The sequence below is a fragment of the Streptomyces abyssomicinicus genome (assembly GCF_008974245.1).
Lineage (GTDB): Bacteria > Actinomycetota > Actinomycetes > Streptomycetales > Streptomycetaceae > Streptomyces > Streptomyces abyssomicinicus.
Genome location: NZ_BBZI01000014.1, coordinates 203,679 through 219,525, shown reverse-complemented (window position 1 = coordinate 219,525; position 15,847 = coordinate 203,679). Strand labels below are relative to the sequence as shown.

Annotated in this window: 13 protein-coding genes and 1 riboswitch; of the genes, 2 read left to right on the top strand and 11 right to left on the bottom strand. The window is 73.8% G+C overall.

Annotation, left to right across the window (positions count from 1 at the left end; translation table 11 throughout):
• Positions 1 to 32: 32 nt before the first annotated feature.
• The 7 genes from kdpB to GBN72_RS31410 all read right to left on the bottom strand — a co-directional run bounded on the left by kdpB (position 33) and on the right by GBN72_RS31410 (position 9,618).
• On the bottom strand, positions 33 to 2,138 hold the full coding sequence (gene kdpB, locus GBN72_RS31440) for a potassium-transporting ATPase subunit KdpB (RefSeq protein WP_151775411.1): 2,106 nt from the start codon (positions 2,136 to 2,138) through the stop codon (positions 33 to 35).
• A 29-nt stretch (positions 2,139 to 2,167) separates the two neighbouring features.
• Positions 2,168 to 3,832, bottom strand: coding sequence for a potassium-transporting ATPase subunit KdpA (gene kdpA, locus GBN72_RS31435; protein WP_151775367.1), 1,665 nt, complete (start codon positions 3,830 to 3,832; stop codon positions 2,168 to 2,170).
• An 8-nt stretch (positions 3,833 to 3,840) separates the two neighbouring features.
• On the bottom strand, positions 3,841 to 3,930 hold the full coding sequence (gene kdpF / locus GBN72_RS31430; protein ID WP_151775366.1) for a K(+)-transporting ATPase subunit F: 90 nt from the start codon (positions 3,928 to 3,930) through the stop codon (positions 3,841 to 3,843).
• 319 nt (positions 3,931 to 4,249) lie between these two features.
• On the bottom strand, positions 4,250 to 6,763 hold the full coding sequence (locus GBN72_RS31425) for an ATP-binding protein (RefSeq protein ID WP_151775365.1): 2,514 nt from the start codon (positions 6,761 to 6,763) through the stop codon (positions 4,250 to 4,252).
• 47 nt (positions 6,764 to 6,810) lie between these two features.
• Entirely contained in the window at positions 6,811 to 7,494 is a 684-nt protein-coding gene (locus GBN72_RS31420) for a response regulator (protein WP_151775364.1), read from the bottom strand.
• Between the two features lie 352 nt (positions 7,495 to 7,846).
• Positions 7,847 to 9,181 (bottom strand): diaminopimelate decarboxylase, encoded by a 1,335-nt coding sequence (gene lysA, locus GBN72_RS31415; protein WP_151775363.1) that lies wholly within the window; start codon positions 9,179 to 9,181, stop codon positions 7,847 to 7,849.
• The gene (locus tag GBN72_RS31410; RefSeq protein WP_246213026.1) at positions 9,178 to 9,618 is read right to left on the bottom strand and encodes an SAV_915 family protein; all 441 of its coding nucleotides are present in this window, start codon (positions 9,616 to 9,618) and stop codon (positions 9,178 to 9,180) included. Before GBN72_RS31410 ends, lysA begins: the two co-directional genes overlap by 4 nt.
• A 324-nt stretch (positions 9,619 to 9,942) precedes the next feature.
• Here GBN72_RS31410 and GBN72_RS31405 point away from each other — a divergent pair, with 324 nt between their 5' ends.
• The gene (locus GBN72_RS31405; RefSeq protein ID WP_151775362.1) at positions 9,943 to 10,512 is read left to right on the top strand and encodes a universal stress protein; all 570 of its coding nucleotides are present in this window, start codon (positions 9,943 to 9,945) and stop codon (positions 10,510 to 10,512) included.
• 32 nt (positions 10,513 to 10,544) lie between these two features.
• Here GBN72_RS31405 and GBN72_RS31400 read toward each other — a convergent pair whose 3' ends face one another.
• From GBN72_RS31400 to GBN72_RS31385, 4 genes are all read right to left on the bottom strand, one after another.
• Entirely contained in the window at positions 10,545 to 11,339 is a 795-nt protein-coding gene (locus GBN72_RS31400; protein WP_151775361.1) for an ABC transporter ATP-binding protein, read from the bottom strand.
• On the bottom strand, positions 11,336 to 12,355 hold the full coding sequence (locus GBN72_RS31395) for a FecCD family ABC transporter permease (protein WP_151775360.1): 1,020 nt from the start codon (positions 12,353 to 12,355) through the stop codon (positions 11,336 to 11,338). Before GBN72_RS31395 ends, GBN72_RS31400 begins: the two co-directional genes overlap by 4 nt.
• Entirely contained in the window at positions 12,352 to 13,416 is a 1,065-nt protein-coding gene (locus tag GBN72_RS31390) for an ABC transporter substrate-binding protein (protein WP_151775359.1), read from the bottom strand. The genes GBN72_RS31395 and GBN72_RS31390 overlap by 4 nt, the downstream gene beginning before the upstream one ends.
• A gap of 60 nt (positions 13,417 to 13,476) precedes the next feature.
• A riboswitch (cobalamin riboswitch) is annotated at positions 13,477 to 13,652 on the bottom strand.
• A 56-nt stretch (positions 13,653 to 13,708) separates the two neighbouring features.
• Positions 13,709 to 14,701 carry an Acg family FMN-binding oxidoreductase gene (locus tag GBN72_RS31385; protein ID WP_151775358.1) on the bottom strand — a complete coding sequence of 331 codons (993 nt, stop codon included), beginning with the start codon at positions 14,699 to 14,701 and terminating at the stop codon, positions 13,709 to 13,711.
• Positions 14,702 to 14,972: 271 nt separating this feature from the next.
• Here GBN72_RS31385 and GBN72_RS31380 point away from each other — a divergent pair, with 271 nt between their 5' ends.
• Entirely contained in the window at positions 14,973 to 15,836 is an 864-nt protein-coding gene (locus GBN72_RS31380) for a universal stress protein (protein ID WP_151775357.1), read from the top strand.
• Positions 15,837 to 15,847 lie beyond the last annotated feature (11 nt).

The following is a 15,847-nucleotide window of genomic DNA, read 5'->3' as shown; positions in this document are numbered from 1 at the left end:
CAGCACACTTTTCTAGGAGTCGCGGCCGGTGTTCAGAGCCCGGGGACGAGGGAGACGACCATGTCGATGATCTTGATGCCGACGAACGGCGCGATCAGGCCGCCCAGCCCGTAGACCCCGAGGTTGCGCCGCAGCAGCCGGTCGGCGCTCAGCGGCCGGTACCGCACGCCCTTGAGCGCGAGCGGCACCAGCGCGACGATGACCAGCGCGTTGAAGATCACGGCCGACAGGATCGCGGAGTCCGGCGAGGACAGCCGCATGATGTTGAGCGTGTCCAGCCCGGGATACACGGCGGCGAACAGGGCGGGGATGATGGCGAAGTACTTGGCGACGTCGTTGGCGACGGAGAACGTGGTCAGGGCTCCCCGGGTGATCAGGAGCTGCTTGCCGATCTCGACGATCTCGATGAGCTTGGTCGGGTCGGAGTCGAGGTCGACCATGTTGCCGGCCTCCTTGGCGGCCGACGTGCCGGTGTTCATGGCGACACCGACGTCGGCCTGGGCGAGGGCGGGGGCGTCGTTGGTGCCGTCGCCGGTCATCGCCACCAGCTTGCCGTCGGCCTGCTCCCGCTTGATGAGGGCCATCTTGTCCTCGGGGGTGGCCTCGGCGAGGTAGTCGTCGACGCCCGCCTCCTCCGCGATGGCCTTGGCGGTCAGCGGGTTGTCGCCCGTGATCATGACGGTGCGGATGCCCATGCGGCGCAGTTCCGCGAACCGCTCCCGCATGCCCTCCTTGACCACGTCCTTGAGGTGGATCACGCCCAGGACGCGGGCGCCCTCCTCGTCCTCCACCGCGACCAGCAGCGGGGTGCCGCCGGACCGGGCGATCAGGTCGGCGATCCGCTCGGCCTCGTCGGCGACCTCCACCCGGCCGCCCTGTTCGCGCACCCAGTCGAGCACCGCACCGGTGGCGCCCTTGCGGATCCGGCGCCCGTCCACGTCGACGCCGGACATCCGGGTCTGCGCGGTGAACCCGACCCACTCGGCCCCCGTCAGCTCGCCCCGGCTCCGCTCTCGCAGCCCGTACCTCTCCTTGGCCAGCACGACCACGGACCGCCCCTCGGGCGTCTCGTCGGCCAGCGAGGACAGCTGGGCGGCGTCCGCGAGGTCGTTCTCGGTGACGCCGCGCACCGGCACGAACTCGGCGGCCCGGCGGTTGCCGAGCGTGATGGTGCCGGTCTTGTCCAGCAGCAGGGTGGAGACGTCGCCGGCCGCCTCGACCGCCCGGCCGGACATGGCCAGGACGTTGCGCTGCACGAGCCGGTCCATGCCCGCGATGCCGATCGCGGAGAGCAGCGCCCCGATCGTGGTGGGGATGAGGCAGACCAGCAGGGCGACCAGGACCACCAGGGTCAGGCGCGTGCCCGCGTACTCCGCGAAGGGCGGCAGGGTGGCGCAGGCCAGCAGGAAGACGATGCTCAGCGACGCCAGCAGGATGTTCAGCGCGATCTCGTTGGGCGTCTTCTGCCGTGCGGCGCCCTCCACCAGTGCGATCATCCGGTCGATGAAGGTCTCGCCCGGTTTGGTGGTGATCCGCACGACGATCCGGTCGGAGAGCACCTTGGTGCCGCCGGTTACCGCCGAGCGGTCGCCGCCGGACTCGCGGATGACCGGGGCCGACTCACCGGTGATCGCCGACTCGTCGACGCTCGCCACGCCCTCGACGACGTCGCCGTCACCGGGGATGACGTCACCGGCCTCGCAGACGACGAGGTCGCCGATGCGCAGCGCCGTGCCCGGCACGCGCTCCTCCTCGCCGCCGGCGGCCACCCTGCGGGCCACCGTGTCGCTCTTCGCCTTGCGCAGGGTGTCGGCCTGGGCCTTGCCGCGGCCCTCGGCGACCGCCTCGGCCAGATTGGCGAAGATCACGGTCAGCCACAGCCAGGCGCTGATGGTCCAGCCGAACCAGTCACCCGGGTCGGTGAAGGAGAAGACGGTGGTGAGGACCGAGCCGGCCCACACCACGAACATCACGGGGGACTTGACCATCACCCGCGGATCGAGCTTGCGCAGGGCCTGCGGGAAGGACCTGACCATCAGCCGGGGGTCGAAGAGTCCCGCCGCGACACGGCCGTCGGCGGGCTTGTGCCCGGTGGGAAGGTCGCCGTGCGGCGCCCGGGTCCGGGTGCCTGTGGACATGGTGTCCTCTGATTCGTCGGTACGGAACGTCATCGCGCCAGCCCCTCGGCGAGCGGTCCCAGCGCCAGGGCCGGGAAGTAGGTGAGACCGGTGATGATCAGCGTGGCGCCCACCAGCAGGCCGCTGAAGAGCGGCTTGTCGGTGCGCAGGGTGCCGGCGGTGACCGGGACGGGCCGCTGCGCGGCGAGCGAGCCGGCCAGCGCGAGGACGAAGACCATCGGCAGGAACCGGCCGAGCAGCATCGCGATTCCGGTCGTGGTGTTGAACCAGTCGGTGTTGGCGTTCAGGCCCGCGAAGGCCGATCCGTTGTTGTTCGCCGCGGACGTGAAGGCGTAGAGGACCTCCGAGAAGCCGTGCGCGCCGGGGTTGAGCATCGAGTGCGGCGGCGTCGGCAGTGCCAGGGAGGCCGCGGTGAGGACGAGGACCAGGGCCGGCGTGACGAGGATGTAGCAGGCGGCGAGTTTCATCTCCCGCGCGCCGATCTTCTTGCGCAGGTACTCGGGCGTGCGGCCGACCATCAGACCGGCCAGGAAGACCGCGATGACCGCCATCACGAGCATGCCGTACAGGCCGGAGCCCACACCGCCGGGGGCGATCTCGCCCAGCATCATGCCGAGCAGGGTGATGCCGCCGCCCAGCCCGGTGTAGGAGGAGTGGAAGGAGTTCACCGCGCCGGTCGAGGTGAAGGTGGTCGCCACCGCGAAGACGGACGAGCCGCCGATGCCGAAGCGGACCTCCTTGCCCTCCATCGCCCCGCCCGCGGCCTGCAGCGCCGGGCCGTGGTGGGCGAACTCGGTCCACATCATCAGGGCGGTGAAGCCCAGCCAGATGACGGCCATGGTGGCGAGGATCGCGTAGCCCTGCCTGACCGATCCGGTCAGGACGCCGAAGGTGCGGGTCATCGCGAAGGGGATCAGCAGGATCAGGAAGACCTCGAAGAGGTTGGTGAGCGGCGTCGGGTTCTCGAAGGGGTGGGCGGCGTTGGCGTTGAAGTAGCCGCCTCCGTTGGTGCCCAGCTCCTTGATGGCCTCCTGCGAGGCGACCGCGCCGCCGTTCCACTGCTGCGGGGCGCCGGTGAACTGGCCGACCTCGTGGATGCCGGAGAAGTTCTGGATCACGCCGCAGGCGACCAGGACCACCGCGGCGACGGCCGCGACCGGCACCAGGATCCGGACGGTGCCGCGCACCAGGTCGGCCCAGAAGTTCCCCAGGTCACCGGTGCGGGACCTGGCGAAGCCGCGGACGAGCGCGACCGCGACGGCCATGCCCACGGCCGCCGAGACGAAGTTCTGCACGGCCAGGCCCGCGGTCTGCACCACGTGCCCCATGGTCTGCTCGCCGTAGTACGACTGCCAGTTGGTGTTGGTCACGAAGGACACGGCCGTGTTGAAGGACTGCGCGGGGGTGACCGAGGAGAAGCCGAGCGAACCGGGCAGGACGCCCTGCAGCCGCTGGAGGAGGTAGAGGAACAGGACGCCGGCCACCGAGAAGGCGAGGATGCCGCGCAGGTACGCGGACCAGGTCATCCCCGCGTCCGGATCGGCGCCGACCGCCTTGTAGATCCATCGCTCGGCCCGCAGGTGCGTCTTCGAGGAGTAGACCCGGGCCATGTGGTTGCCGAGCGGGACGTAGGCGAGCGCCAGCGCGCCGACGAGGGCGAGCAGCTGGAGCACGCCGGACAGGACAGGACTCATGGCTGGGCTCAGAACCTCTCGGGGAAGACGAGGGCGAGGACGAGGTAGCCCAGCAGGGCGACGGCCACGACCAGGCCGACTGCGTGCTCGACGGTCACAGCTTCGTCACCCCCTTGGCGACGAGGATCACGAGCGCGAACGCCGCGACGGTGGTGACGACGAAGGCCAGGTCGGCCATCGTGAGCTCCCGATGATGAGGTGCTGCGGAAAGGGACTGTCAGATCAGAACTCACTTCCGACCGCACCGGATCACCCTTTGACGCCCCCCATACGGAGATCACCCCGTTTTTGACGGCTCTCTAACAGTTTGTGACCTGGCCCACGCGTCCCGACGCACGTGTCCCGACGCACGTGTCCCGACGCACGTGTCGCGGTCCGCGTGTCGCGGCCCGCGTGTCGCGGCCCACGTGTCCCGGGCTACGCCGTCCCGTGCGCGGAGGCCTTCGGGAGGCTGAGGACCATGGTGAGACCGCCGCCCGGGGTGTCCTCGGCCCGCAGGGTGCCGTCCATGGCCTCGGTGAAGCCGCGGGCGACCGCCAGGCCCAGCCCGACGCCGTTGCCGCGGGGGGCGTCGCCGTGGCGTTGGAAGGGCTCGAAGATGCCTTCCTTGTCCTCCTCGGGGACGCCCGGCCCCCGGTCTACGACCCGGACCTCGACCCGGTCGCCCAGGACGCTCGCGCCGACCAGCACGGGGACGCCCGGCGGGCCGTACTTCACGGCGTTCTCCACGATGTTGGCGACCACGCGCTCCAGCAGCCCCTTGTCGACGAGCACCATCGGCAGCGACTCGGGGACGTCCAGTTCCACCTCGGCGTCCGGCACGCCGGCCAGCGCCATGGGGACAACCTCGTCCAGGTCGATGTCGCGGATCAGCGGCGTGACGGTGCCGGTCTGCAGGCGGGACATGTCCAGGAGGTTGCCGATGAGCTGGTCGAGACGGTCCGCGCCGTTCTCGATGCCGGCCAGCAGCTCCTCCTGGTCCTCCTGCGACCAGACCACGTCCGCCGAGCGCAGCGAGGTCACCGCCGCCTTGATGCCCGCGATCGGGGTCCGCAGGTCGTGGCTGACCGCGGCGAGCAGGGCGGTGCGGATCCGGTTGCCCTCGGCCAGGACCTTGGCCCGGTCCGCCTCCTCCCGCAGGCGGCGGCGGTCCAGGACCACGGCCGCCTGGGCCGCGAAGGCGGCCAGCACCCGGCGGTCCTCGGCGGGGAGCACCCGCCCGGTCAGGACGAGGGCCATGCGGTCGCCGACGGGCACGTCGACGTCCGCGTCCTCCGGTTCGACCGGCACGTCGGGTCCCACGCTGCCGGCCGGGACCCACGGGGCGTTCTCGTCCTCGCGTTCCAGGATGGCCGCCGACTGCATCCCGAAGGTCTCGCGGACCCGTTCCAGCAGGGCGTCCAGGCCGGTCTCCCCGCGCAGGACGCTGCCCGCGAGGAAGGACAGTATCTCCGCCTCCGCCCGCAGCCGGGCCGCCTGATGGGTGCGCCGGGCGGCCAGGTCGACGACGGAGGCCACCGAGACGGCCACCACGACGAACACCGCCAGGGCGAGGATGTTCGTCGGGTCGGCGATCGTCAGGCGGCTGACGGGTGGCGTGAAGTACCAGTTGAGCAGGAACGAACCGACGACGGCGGAGGCGAGGGCGGGCAGCAGGCCGCCGAGCAGCGCGGCGGCCACCGTGAGCGTCAGGTAGAGGAGCATGTCGTTGGCCAGGCCGAGCGAGACGTCGATGCCGGTCAGCAGGAACGTCAGGAGCAGCGGGCCGCCGATGCCCGCCAGCCAGCCCAGGACGATGCGGGTGCGGCCCAGCCGCGCGCCGCGCGCCACGGGCAGTCCGCGCCCCTTGCCCGCCTCGGCGTGGGTGATCAGGTGCACGTCCAGGTCGGGGCCGGACTCCCGGGCCACCGTCGCGCCGACCCCGGGGCCGAGGACGTACTGCCAGGTCTTGCGGCGGGAGACGCCGAGGAGGATCTGCGTCGCGTTCACCCCGCGGGCGAAGGCGAGCAGCGCGGCGGGGATGTCGTCGCCCACGACCTGGTGGAACGTGCCGCCCAGGTCCTCGACGAGCTTGCGCTGCACCGCCAGTTCCTTGGGCGAGGCGGAGGTCAGGCCGTCGCCGCGCAGCACGTACACCGCCAGCACCTCGCCGCCGGCGCCCTTCTCCGCGAGGCGTACCGCGCGGCGGATCAGGGTGGCGCCCTCGGGGCCGCCGGTGACGCCGACCACGATCCGCTCGCGGGAGCCCCAGATGGCCGAGACCTCGTGCTCGCTGCGGTAGGCGTTCAGGTACTCGTCGACCCGGTCGGCCACCCACAGCAGCGCCAGTTCGCGCAGGGCGGTCAGGTTGCCGGGCCGGAAGTAGTTCGACAGGGCCGCGTCGACCTTGTCGGGCTGGTAGACGTTGCCGTGCGCCATGCGGCGGCGCAGGGCCTGGGGGGACATGTCCACCAGCTCGATCTGGTCCGCCCGGCGGACCACCTCGTCGGGGACGGTCTCCTGCTGCCGTATCCCGGTGATCGACTCCACGACGTCGCCGAGCGACTCCAGGTGCTGGATGTTGACCGTCGAGACGACGTCGATGCCGGCCGCGAGCAGTTCCTCGATGTCCTGCCAGCGCTTGTCGTTGCGCGAGCCCGGCACGTTGGTGTGGGCGAGCTCGTCCACCAGGGCGACCTTGGGCCGGCGGGCGAGCACGGCGTCGAGGTCCATCTCGGTGAACCCGGCGCCGCGGTAGACGACGGTCCGGCGCTCGATCCGCTCCAGGCCGTGCAGCATCACCTGGGTGCGCGGACGGTCGTGGTGCTCCACCAGGGCCACCACGCAGTCGGTGCCGCGCTCCACGCGCCGGTGCGCCTCGGAGAGCATCGCGTAGGTCTTGCCCACGCCCGGCGCGGCGCCGAGGTAGATCCGGAGCTTGCCTCGTGCCATCGCGTGTCGTCTTCCGTCGTCCACGGGGGTTCCCGGGGTGCTGGTGTTCACGGTTCGAAGCGGTAACCCATGCCGGGCTCGGTGATCAGGTGCCGGGGCCGGGAGGGGTCCGCCTCCAGCTTGCGGCGCAGCTGGGCCATGTAGACCCTCAGGTAGTTGGTCCGGCTGCCGTGGTAGGCGCCCCACACCTCGTGGAGCAGCTGCTTCTGGGTGACGAGCCGGCCCGGGTTGGTGACCAGGATCTCCAGCAGGTGCCACTCGGTGGGGGTGAGCCGGATGTCCTGGCCGCCCCGGGTGGCCTTCTTGGCCAGCAGGTCGACGGTGAAGGCGTCGGTCTCCACGACCGCCGTCTCCGACGCCAGGGGCGCGGCCTCCTTGCGGCGGACGGCGGCGCGCAGCCGGGCCAGGAGCTCGTCCATGCTGAAGGGCTTGGTGATGTAGTCGTCCGCCCCGGCGTCCAGGGCGGCGACCTTCTCGCCCGACGCGTCGCGCGCCGACAGGACGAGGATCGGCACCCGGGTCCAGCCGCGCAGCGCCTCGATGACCTCCACGCCGTCCATGTCGGGCAGACCGAGGTCCAAGACGACCACGTCCGGCCACCGTGCGACGGCCAGCCGGATGCCGCTGGCCCCGTCCGCCGCCGCGTCCACCCGGTACTGGCGGGCCTGCAGATTGAGCACCAGGGCCCGTACGAGCTGCGGGTCGTCCTCGACCACCAGTACGCGGGTCATGTGTGGGAGCCTCCCCTGTCGTTCGGCGTGGCCGGACGGCTCCCGAGGGCGGGCGGGTACCGAACCGGACGACGAACAGCAAACGCCTGTAACCACCCCGATTCGACTCCTCTTGACACATCCCATACGACCTCGGTGGTGATCTTTACGCGTTGTTGGCGCCGCACCGGGGCGGCACGTCGGAGGGGCCGCGGCCGGGACGGCCGGTGACCGGCCGTGGGCCGGTCCGTCACCGGCCGGGTTCCCGTTGCCGGGCCGCCGAAAGCGGCACCCGCCGAAGGGCATGCCGGACGCCCGCCCCGGGCGTCGGGGGCGGGCGTCCGGCGTCCGGGGCGGGCGTCCTCCGGGCCCGCTACAGGCCCACGTCCCGGGCGCGGAGGTCCTCCATGGACTCACGGCGGACCAGCAGGCGGGCGCGCCCGTCCCGTACGGCGGCCACCGGGGGCCGGCCGACCAGGTTGTAGCCGGAGGACATGGAGAGGTGGTAGGCGCCCGCCACCGGGACGGCGAGCAGGTCGCCGGGGCGGACGTCGGCGGGCAGTTCGGCGTCGGCGGCCAGGACGTCGCCCGCCTCGCAGTGCCGGCCCACCACGGTGACCCGCACCGGGTCCGCGGCGCCGCGCCGGCCGATCAGGCGGGGTGCGTAGCGGACGCCGTACAGGGCCGGGCGGGGGTTGTCGCTCATCCCTCCGTCCACCGCCACGAACACCGTCCCGCCCGAGCGCTTCACGGCCAGCACGCGGTACAGGGCCACGCCGGCGGGGCCCACGACCGCCCGCCCCGGCTCGACGGCCAGCCGGGGGACGGGGAGCCCGGCCGAGGCGCAGGCGTCGGCGAGTTCGGCGCGCACCGCGCGGGACAGTGCCGTCAGGTCCAGGGCGTCCTCGCCCGGGCGGTAGGCGATGCCGTGGCCGCCGCCGAGGTCGAGTTCGGACAGGACCAGGCCGTGCTGCTCGCGCAGCCGGGCCATCAGGCCGACGACGCGGCGGACCGCCGCGACGTACGGTCTGACGCTCGTGATCTGGGAGCCCAGGTGGCAGTGCAGGCCGGTGAGCTCGAGCCGCGGCTGGCCGAGGACGCGGGTGACGGCGTGCTGGGCGTGGCCGTCGGCGATGGAGAGCCCGAACTTCTGGTCGTCCGTGCCGGTGCGCACCTTCTCGTGGCCCCCCGCGCTGATCCCGGGCACCACGCGCACCATGACCTTCTGGCGGCGGCCGGGCCCCACGGCGGCGGCCAGCCTGGCGATCTCCGAAGGGCTGTCGATGACGACGCGGCCGACCCCCAGGCGCAGGGCCGTCTCCAGGTCCCGCGGGGACTTGGCGTTGCCGTGCAGCACCATCCGCTCCGGCGGGAAGCCGGCGGCCACCGCGAACTCCAGCTCGCCGGCCGAGCAGACGTCCATCCCGAGGCCTTCCTCGTCCGCCCAGCGGACCATGGCCCGGCACAGGAACGCCTTCGCCGCGTAGAGGACCTCGGCGTCCGGGAACGTCGCACGGTAGGTGCGGCAGCGCTCGCGCACCTCCGCCTCGTCGAGGACGTAGACGGGGGTGCCGTAGCGGTCGGCCACCTCCGTGAGCGGTACGCCGCCCACCGCCAGGTCGCCGGGGCGCGACTCGGTGGCCGAGGCGGGCCACACCGACAGGTCGGCACCGGCCGCGGGGACGGCGGGTCCGTGCACGACGGTCATCGTCCGGTCCCCTTTCGGCCGAGGCGCTGGGCGGGGACGCCCGGGAGCGCGCTGCGGACCACGCCGGGGACCTTGTCCGCAACCGCGCCCGGAACCGCGCCCGGGACCGTGTCGGGGATGGTGTCGGGGACCGCCCGCCCGGCCGGCGCCGGGGCCGGGGCCGTGAACAGCGGATCGACCGTGACGGTGGTGAACCCGAGCGGTGCGGTCAGCGCGCGCAGCGCCGGCTCGGCGAGGCGGATCCACGCGTGGTCGTGTCCGAGCGTCGCCGCGAGCCTGCTTCCGGAGCTGAAGCCGACGGCCGTGCGGGCGCCGAGGGGGGTGCGGAACAGGCGGGCCGCACATCCGGAGGGGCCCGGCCGGACCGGGACGTACAGGGGCCCGGCCGGGAACCGTTCGGAGGGCTCGGGGTCTTCGTCGTGCAACTGTTCGTCCATGGGACACCTCCGGGAGGGGAGCTGGGCGCCCCGGTCGCGGGGAGGCGGACCGGGGCTCGTCATGGACGCTATGCCCGTCGCCACCCGGTACGGCGGGCTCCTGACGGGATGCTGACGCGAACCGGCCCGGCGTTGACGGGTTGCTGACGCGCCTGGTGGGCGGCGCCGCCGGGCGCCGTCAGAGGTGCGCCAAGACCGGCGGCCCGGCCTTTTCCGCACACGGTTCTCCGGAGTGGGATGGGAACCCGCGGCAGAACCGCCGCGGCAGGGTCTTCGACAGGACGTGCCGGTGGAACGTCACCGCCGGTGTGGGGAGGAGGAGAGATGTCCCGGACCGGTGTGCCCGTGGCCGCTCGTGTCGTCGTGGGGGTGAGCGGCTCGCCGGGCAGTCTCACCGCGTTGCGCCGGGCCGCCGAGGAGGCGGGGCGCCGTGGGGCCGAGCTGTGGCCGGTGCTGGCCTGGGAGCCGCCCGGTGCGGAGGCCGCCGCGCTCCGGTCGCCGGCCGCGACGCTCACGCTGACCGACGAGTGGGAACTGCTGGCGCGGGAGAGACTGGTCCGGGCCCTGCGCGACGTGTTCGGCGGCGCCGGCCTCGCGCTGCCCGGCCAGGCCCTGATCGCCCGCGGCTCCCCCGGGCGGACGCTGCTGCGGATCGCGTGCCGGGAGGCCGACCTCCTGGTGGTCGGCGCCGGACGACGCGGCCGGCTGCGCCGCGCGCTGTGGCCCTCGGTGAGCCGCCACTGCCTCGCCCGGGCCGCCTGCCCCGTCCTCGCGGTGCCGCCGTCCCCGCTGGAGTCGGAGCTGGCGGCCGTGCGCCGCCGCAACGCGTGGGGACTGCGGCTGGACACCGGGCAGGTGCGCAGGGAGCTCGACGACCTGGCGCCCGGGACCTGAAGGGCCGGTCCACGGCCCGGCGGCGGCGTCCGTCATCCCTCCCCCGCGGGACGGCCGTCCCGGTCCGCCGGGCGCAGGAAGCGGATCACCGGATGGCCGGGGCCGTGGGTGACCTCGGCGCGGACGCCGTGGACCCGCTCGATGAGGGCGGGGGTCAGGACCTCGGCGGGGGTGCCCTCGGTGACCGCGCGCCCCTCGCAGAGGACGAGCAGGCGGTCGCAGTACATCGCGGCGAGGTTCAGGTCGTGCAGGGCGATCACGGTGGTGACCGGCAGGCTCGCGACGAGGTCGAGCAGGTCGAGCTGGTGCTGGATGTCCAGGTGGTTGGTGGGTTCGTCGAGGAGGAGCTCACGGGGTTCCTGGGCGAGCGCGCGGGCGATCTGGGCGCGTTGGCGCTCGCCGCCGGAGAGGGTGTGCCAGGACTGGCCGGCCCGGCCGGTCAGTCCGACGCGTTCCAGCGCCCGGGCGACGGCGTGCGCGTCGGCCGCCGTGGCCGGCGTCCAGGCGCCGCGGTGCGGCACGCGGCCGAGGGCGACGACCTCCCGGACGGTCAGTTCGGTCTGCGTGTGCGCGTGCTGCTCGACGGTGGCCACGCGGCGGGCGGTGACCCGGCGGCCCACCGCGGTGAGCGGGCGGCCGTCCAGCGTGACGACTCCGGACGTGGGGGCGAGCACCCCGGCCAGCATCCGCAGCAGGGTCGACTTCCCCGAGCCGTTCGGGCCGAGCAGACCGACCGTCTCGCCGGGGCGCAGGGTGAGCGTGACGCCGTCCACGAGGACCTTGTCGCCGGCGCGCCGCACCACGCGGTCCGCGCGCAGGCCGGTCATGTCCTCCTCCGTCCGCGGTGGAGCACGGCCACGAAGGCCGGCACGCCGATCAGGGACGTCACCACGCCCACCGGGACCTCCCGTGGGTCGAGGAGCGTGCGGGCCGCGGTGTCCACCCACACCAGGAAAACGGCCCCGGTCAGCGCCACCGCCGGCAGCAGGCGGGCGTGGCCGGAGCCGGTGAGGAGGCGGGTGGCGTGCGGGAGGACCAGGCCGACGAAGCCGATCGCGCCGACGCAGCTGACCAGGGCGGCGGTGAGCAGCGCCGTCGCGGAGAGCAGGATCAGGCGGGTGCGGGCGACCCGGATCCCGAGGCCGGCGGCGGCCTCGTCCCCGAAGGCGAAGGCGTCCAGCGTGCGGGCGTGTCCGAGGCAGACGGCCAGGACGACGGCGAGCACGGCCGCGCAGAACAGCAGTTGCCCCCAGTCGGCGCCCGTCAGGGAACCCAGCAGCCAGAACAGCACGCCCCGGGTGGTCTCGGCGTCCGCGGAGGTCATCACGATGAACGAGGTCAGTGCGGAGAAGAGTTGCATGGCCGCCACCCCGGACAGCACCACCCGGTCGGTGCCGCCGCCGGAGGTGTGGCCGATCAGCAGCACCAGGGCGAAGGAGAGCAGCGCCCCGAGGAACGCGCCCGCCGACAGGGACACCACTCCCCCGCCCGCCCCCAGCACGACCACGGCGACCGCTCCGGTGGACGCGCCGGAGGACACACCGAGCACGAAGGGATCGGCCAGCGGGTTGCGCAGCAGCGACTGCATCACCGTCCCGCACACCGCGAGCCCGGCCCCGCAGACGGCGGCGAGCAGGGTGCGCGGCATCCGCAGGTTCCAGACGATGCCGTCCCGCAGCGGCGTCACGGTGGCCCCGTCCCCGCCGAGGCCGAGATGGGCGGCGACGGAGCCCCACACGTCCCCCGTGGAGATGTCGGCGGGCCCGAACGTCACGGCCACGGCGACCGAGGCGAGCAACGCGGCCAGTCCGGCGCCGGCCGACAACGGCGCGCGGAGCCTCATTCGGCGAGTCCGAAGGCGCGCAGGCCGGCGGCGACCTGTTCGATCCCCTCGACGGTGCGCAGGGAGGGGTTCATCGCCTGCCCGCTCACCAGGATGTACCGCCGGTCCCGCACGGCGGCCAGGTTGCGCGTGGCGGGGTTCGTCTCCAGGAAGCGGATCTTCGCCTCGGCGGACTCGGCGGTCTGGGACCGGCGGGTCAGGTCCCCGAGGACGATGACGTCCGGGTCGCGGTCGGCGACGGTCTCCCAGTTGATCTGCGGCCACTCGTCGTGGGTGTCGTCGAAGGCGTTCCGCGCGCCGACGGCGCGGGTGATGGCGCCCGGGGCGCCGCAGCAGCCGGCCAGGTAGGGGGACCGGGAGTCGGCGAACCAGTACATCAGGGAGACGTCGGAGGCGTTCAGCCCGTCGGTCGCCCCGCGCACCCGCTCCTTCATCTCCGCGACGAGTTTCTCGCCGCGCTCCTCGACGCCGAACACCCGGGCCAGGTCGCGCACTTCGCCGTACACCGTGTCCAGGGTGAGCGGCTCGCTCCTCGATCCGTCTCCCCCGCTGTCGTTGTCCTTGCCCGCGGAGCAGTCGGACGGCGAGACGTACGCGGGGACGCCCAGTCGCTCGAACTGCTCGCGGGTGGCGACGCCGCCCTGGCCGAGCGTGGAGACGAACGAGGCGGTGACGAAGTCGGGTTCGGCGTCCAGGACCTTCTCGAAGGAGGGACGGTCGTCCGCGAGCCGCTCCACTCCCGCCTCGGCCTCCTCCAGTCCCTTCATCACCGGGTCGGTCCAGGTGGCCGTGCCGGCCATGCGGTCGGCGAGGCCGAGGGCGAGCAGGATCTCGGTGGTGCCCTGGTTGAGGGAGACCGCCCGCCGCGGGGCGGAGGTCAGCGTGACCCGGTGGCCGCAGTTGTCGATGGTCACCGGGTAGCCGGCGGAGGCGCCGCTCGCCGGCCGCGCGCCGTCGCCGCCGGAGGGGCCGCAGGCGGCGAGCACCAGCGCCGACGTGAGGAGGAGCGCCGGGCGACGGAGGGAGGCCGGAGCACGGAACAGGGCATGGGTACGCAGCATGGGTATGCCTCGGGAGTCGGGGCTCGTACGCGGAGCCTGGCCTGTGGACGTCCTCCGTGCCGGGGCACGGAGGTGCCAGCAGGTCTTCGGACTCGGGTTCGTCCGGCCGGGGCGCCTTCCCGGTCTCCCAGTGGCGTCGTGCCCCGCCCGTCCCCCTCACCGCTGCGCGTCAGTTCCGGATTCGCACCGGATTCCCTGGCCTCGGGTGTGGCTCGACTGGCCCGGTGAGGCTATCAGTCCGGGGTGCGGCCGGTGCCCGCGGCCGGACGCGGGCACCGGCCGACGGCGCCCCTCACGGTTCGAGGTCGAGGATGTCGTCGACCGGGCGGCGCCGCGTCACGGCCCCGGTGGAGCCCTGGCCGTAGCCCAGGCGCAGCAGCATCTGCACGGCTCCGCCGCCGCGGACGGGGTCCCGCAGCAGCCAGCGCAGGGACTGGCGCTCCAGCGGCTGGGTCGTCAGGCCCGTCGCCACATGGACCGTGGTGGCCGCCAGCAGGACGCGCTCCAGTGCCTGGCCCGCGACGACCCACCGCGGCGGGTCGTCGTCGGCCGTGGAGAGGACGGCCAGCTGGGGCCGGCGTTCGAACCTGGCGGCGGACCTGTCCCGGCCGGCGCCGCGCCCGAAGTCGCGGGTGTGCCAGGCGGTGTCCTCGCTCGCCGGGCCGACGGCGGACCAGGGCACGCCGTCGTCGGCCGCCTCCGGCGCCGTCGCGCCGCGCAGCCAGCGGGCCTCGTCGGGGTCGCCGGCGTGCTCGGCGTAGGTCTCGGCCTCGGCGATGAGGTCGAGCAGGAAGCGGACGTGCCAGCCGCCGGGGAACAGCAGGCGCGCCCCCTCCGCCTCGGCCTCGCGGGCCAGGAGCTGCTTCAGTTCGTCGGGCAGGGGGTGGTCCTCGAAGGGCAGCCGGCTGGTGTGGCGGCGGGACAGGGCCGGGTACAGGCTCGCCAGGGCTCCGGTGGCCGCGGCGGTCCCGGCCGTGCCCGGGCGTATGCGGGCGACCAGCCGGGGGTCGTCCGCGTCGGGCAGCAGGGAGGTGTGCATGACCAGGCCGTTGTGGGCGGCCGCGACCCGGAGGTTGAGCAGGGCGGCTCCGCAGCCGAGGTACTGGGCCCGGTTGTCCGGGTCGGCGTACGTCATGTCGCGCGCGGCGTCGGACCTGAGGTCCAGTACGCCGGCGTTGCGGTGGTAGACGAAGCGCCAGGGCTGGGCGTTGTGCATGGAGGGGGCGGTGGCGGCGTCGCGGACGAGGCCGCGGACCGTCGGCGGGGAGATGTGCGGCATCGGCATGGTGGTCTCCTTGGGCTCCGGCGTCGGACGGCGGCGCGGCACTCCGGAGCCCACCGGCGCGCCCCGCTCCCCGAGAACGCCGTCGGCCTCCCGGGTTCCCCCTTCCGCGCGAGTGCCTCACCGGAGGCGGAGGCCCGGTTGCGGCGGCGCCCGTTCGTGAAACCCTTGAGGGGTCGTGGCCGACGGCGCCGGTACGCCGCCTGTCGTGCCCGTGGCCGGCCCGGGCCCGGTGCCCCGGAGAAGCGCCCGGGCACCCGATCGGGAGAGGATCATGACCGACACGACGGAACGTCCGGAGATCGTCGTCGGGGTCGACCCGGCCAGGAACTGGGGCCTCGCCGTGTCGTGGGCCGCCGACGCGGCCGAACGGCGCGGGTCGGCCCTGCGTCTGGCGGTCGCCGTGCCCCCGCCACGGGACACCCAGCACGTCGACGACACCCCCCGTTTCCAGGCGCGGGCGGTCGCGGGCAGGAACGCCCTGGAGGCCGCGGCGCTCCGGGCCCACGACCGTGCTCCCGGCGTCCCGGTCACCAGCGCGCTCCTGGAGGGGAACCCGGCGCAGGTGATGGCCCAGCTGTCGGCGGAGGCGGAGATGGTCGTGCTCGGCTCCCGCCACCTGAGCCGGACCGAGGAGTTCCTGAGCGCGGGTTCGCTCGTCGTCCCCGTCACCGCGCAGGCGCGGTGCCCGGTCGCCGTGGTGGGCGACACGGAGCACACCACGCAGGCCTCGCCCCAGCTGGTCGTCGGGGTGGACGGGAGCGAGGCCTCGCAGGCCGCGCTGGCCTTCGCCTTCGAGGAGGCGCACGTCCGCGGCTGCGGACTGCGGACCGTGGCCGTCTGGCAGCCGCCGGTCTTCACCAGGCGCCCCGACCACACGTCGCTGTTCCAGGCCGCGCGTCAGCGGCTCACCGAGGCCACCCTCGTGTTCGCGGAGCTGTACCCGGACGTGCCCGTGACCCACGAGGTCACCGAGGGCTCACCGGTCGAGGTACTGGCCGAGGCCGCCGAGCACGCCCTCGCCGTGGTCGTCGGGCGGCGGGGACGCGGCGGCTACACCGGCATGCGCGTGGGCTCCGTGGTGCGCGGGCTGCTGCACCGGGCCCACTGCCCGGTGGTGACCGTCCCCGCCCCGTGATCGGGCCTTCC

Bases quoted from the DNA above. Each gene is read 5' to 3' on its own strand.
- GBN72_RS31425 (WP_151775365.1), bottom strand. From the start codon at position 6,763: ATGGCACGAGGCAAGCTCCGGATCTACCTCGGCGCCGCGCCGGGCGTG.
- GBN72_RS31380 (WP_151775357.1), top strand. From the start codon at position 14,973: ATGACCGACACGACGGAACGTCCGGAGATCGTCGTCGGGGTCGACCCG.
- GBN72_RS31385 (WP_151775358.1), bottom strand. From the start codon at position 14,701: ATGCCGATGCCGCACATCTCCCCGCCGACGGTCCGCGGCCTCGTCCGC.
- GBN72_RS31390 (WP_151775359.1), bottom strand. From the start codon at position 13,416: ATGCTGCGTACCCATGCCCTGTTCCGTGCTCCGGCCTCCCTCCGTCGC.
- GBN72_RS31420 (WP_151775364.1), bottom strand. From the start codon at position 7,494: ATGACCCGCGTACTGGTGGTCGAGGACGACCCGCAGCTCGTACGGGCC.
- GBN72_RS31405 (WP_151775362.1), top strand. From the start codon at position 9,943: ATGTCCCGGACCGGTGTGCCCGTGGCCGCTCGTGTCGTCGTGGGGGTG.
- GBN72_RS31400 (WP_151775361.1), bottom strand. From the start codon at position 11,339: ATGACCGGCCTGCGCGCGGACCGCGTGGTGCGGCGCGCCGGCGACAAG.
- kdpA (WP_151775367.1), bottom strand. From the start codon at position 3,832: ATGAGTCCTGTCCTGTCCGGCGTGCTCCAGCTGCTCGCCCTCGTCGGC.
- GBN72_RS31395 (WP_151775360.1), bottom strand. From the start codon at position 12,355: ATGAGGCTCCGCGCGCCGTTGTCGGCCGGCGCCGGACTGGCCGCGTTG.
- kdpB (WP_151775411.1), bottom strand. From the start codon at position 2,138: ATGTCCACAGGCACCCGGACCCGGGCGCCGCACGGCGACCTTCCCACC.
- lysA (WP_151775363.1), bottom strand. From the start codon at position 9,181: ATGACCGTCGTGCACGGACCCGCCGTCCCCGCGGCCGGTGCCGACCTG.
- GBN72_RS31410 (WP_246213026.1), bottom strand. From the start codon at position 9,618: ATGGACGAACAGTTGCACGACGAAGACCCCGAGCCCTCCGAACGGTTC.